This is a genomic window from Rhodopirellula maiorica SM1, from assembly GCF_000346295.1.
In the GTDB taxonomy this organism is placed as follows: Bacteria; Planctomycetota; Planctomycetia; order Pirellulales; family Pirellulaceae; genus Novipirellula; species Novipirellula maiorica.
Window position 1 is genome coordinate 1 of sequence record NZ_ANOG01001013.1, and the last position, 2,546, is coordinate 2,546.

Consider the following 2,546-nt stretch of genomic DNA (forward strand, 5'->3'; position numbering starts at 1 on the left):
CGATTGGCCCTTCGATTTTCATGGTCGGTATGTTTGTGATGGGTGCACGAGCCTATTTGGACATGCGAACGATTCCTGAAGGTGCCAACGAGATCGGAGTGCAATCGTCCAAGTGGAGTTGGTCGATGGATTACGGCCGCGGTACCTACCACCCTGAATTGCACTTGCTGGTTAACGAGCCAGTCAAATTGACGATGCAGAGCAGCGACGTCATTCACAGCTTGTACATCCCGGCGTTCCGCGCCAAGAAAGACGTGGTTCCCGGTCGCTACAACTACATGTGGTTCCACCCCACCAAGGTGACCGAGAAGGTCAGCGACAAAGAACTCGCCGAGGCAACCAAGTGGACCGAAGAGAGTGCCACAGCCTGGGATTACGACAAGTGGCAGTTCACCCCCGATGGCTACCGCTTCTACGACCTGTACTGTGCAGAGTACTGCGGCCAAGACCATTCGCAAATGCAAACCGTTGTCGTGGTTCACGAAACGCGTGAAGACCTTGACGCTTGGATCAAAAAATACAGCAGCCGTGGCAGCGACACGCTCGAAGCGTACGGCGAGAAATTGTATGCCCGTCGCGGTTGCATCGGTTGCCACACCGTCGATGGAACAAGCGGAACCGGCCCAACCTACAAAGACGCGTTTGGCACGCCTCGCAAATTGGCCAATGGCGAGACGGTCGTGATGGACGAAAATTATGTTCGCGAGTCGATTCTGGTACCAAAAGCGAAGGTCGTTGCCGGATTCCAACCGGTAATGCCTAGTTACAAAGGGCAACTGAGCGACGACGACCTTGATTCGTTGGTGGCCTACATCAAGACGTTGTCGGCCAATGCCGAGGTAGCATCCGACGCCTCGGCCGAGGAAGCGACGGAAGACGAAACAGAGTAAGCGGGGTGAACGGGATGTTCGTTTTCAGTCGTCTGTTTCACAGATCGAGAAAAAACGTCCTTGAGCCCCACCGCGGCAGCCTTCAGAATGAAGCTGTGACAACCAACCATTTGAAATAACGACCGACGTTTGTCGGCTCAACGATAGAAGATTGACGCATTTCCTGCGTTCGACGAGGTATTTGAGATGTCTACTGGAACCGTTCGCGACCCTGGGTTTCCCACCGAGCGAGAAAACTATCTGACGAATTCCAAAGGGATTCTGAGTTGGATGTTCACGCTGGACCACAAACGAATTGGCGTGATGTACCTGATCGGGGTCACGGTCTCGTTCGCGTTGGGTGGTCTGCTGGCGTTGGCGATTCGCTTGCATTTGATGGATCCCGAAGGCTGGATGTTCCAAGGTGCGAACGCCAATAACATTTACAACCAAGTGTTCACGCTGCATGGCGCGATCATGGTGTTCTTGTTCATCATCCCAAGTATCCCGGCGGCACTCGGTAACTTTCTGGTTCCGGTGATGCTGGGGGCCAAGGACGTGGCCTTTCCGAGGTTGAACTTAAGTAGTTTCTACCTATGGGTTTTCGGTGCCATCTTCTTCGTCATGGCTCTGTTTTCGAGCGGGCTCGATACAGGTTGGACGTTCTACACGCCTTACAGTACGACGACGGACACCTCGGTCATCATGGCCACCATGGGGGCATTCATTCTCGGGTTTAGTTCGATCTTTACCGGTTTGAACTTCATCGTCACGATTAACACGATGCGTCCGCCGGGGATGACATGGTTCCGCATGCCGTTGTTCCTGTGGGCAACCTACGCGACCAGCATTATCCAAGTTTTGGCGACACCTGTTCTCGGTATCACATTGCTACTGCTGATCGCCGAACGAACAATGCAGATCGGGATTTTCAATCCTGAATTTAATGGCGACCCGGTGACCTACCAGCACTTTTTCTGGTTCTACAGTCACCCCGCCGTATACATCATGATTTTGCCTGCTTTCGGTATCATCAGCGAAATCATCAGTGTGCACAGCCACAAACATATCTTCGGTTATCGCTTTATTGCCTACTCGTCCATCGCGATCGCATTACTGGGCTTCCTGGTTTGGGGACACCACATGTTCACCGCCGGAATGAGCTCGCTGACGACGATCGTGTTCAGTGCGTTGACCTTTACGGTTTCGATCCCATCGGCGATCAAGGTGTTTAACTGGTTGGCGACGATGTACAAAGGGTCGATTAGTTTGACCAGCCCGATGTGCTACGGCATCTCGTTCATCTTCTTGTTCACGATTGGTGGTTTGACCGGGTTGCACCTGGGAACCTTGGCGACCGACCAACACTTGCACGACACCTATTTTGTGGTCGCTCACTTTCACTATGTGATGGTGGGTGGAACGTTGGTTGCGTTTCTCGGTGGTGTGTTCCATTGGTGGCCGAAGTTGTTTGGCAAACTGTACAACGAGACCGGTGGCCGGATTTCGGCCGTGCTTGTCTTCCTCGGATTCAACCTGACCTTCTTGCCCCAATTCGTGCTTGGTAGCCGTGGGATGCCACGACGTTACGCCACGTACGATCCTGAGTTTGCTTTCCTGCACCAAATGAGCACCTATGGTGCGTTGCTGCTGGGCTTTGGCATCTTGGTTGCGTTC

General features: G+C 53.2%; 2 protein-coding genes. Both read left to right on the plus strand.

Translation table 11 applies throughout. The annotated features are described in order from the left end of the window. A partial coding sequence (locus RMSM_RS32670; protein WP_144058125.1) for a cytochrome c oxidase subunit II occupies nt 1-890 on the plus strand: 890 nt, incomplete at its 5' end. A 186-nt stretch (nt 891-1,076) separates the two neighbouring features. Then, the coding region (locus tag RMSM_RS32675; RefSeq protein WP_008707820.1) for a cytochrome c oxidase subunit I at nt 1,077-2,546 on the plus strand (1,470 nt) is incomplete at its 3' end.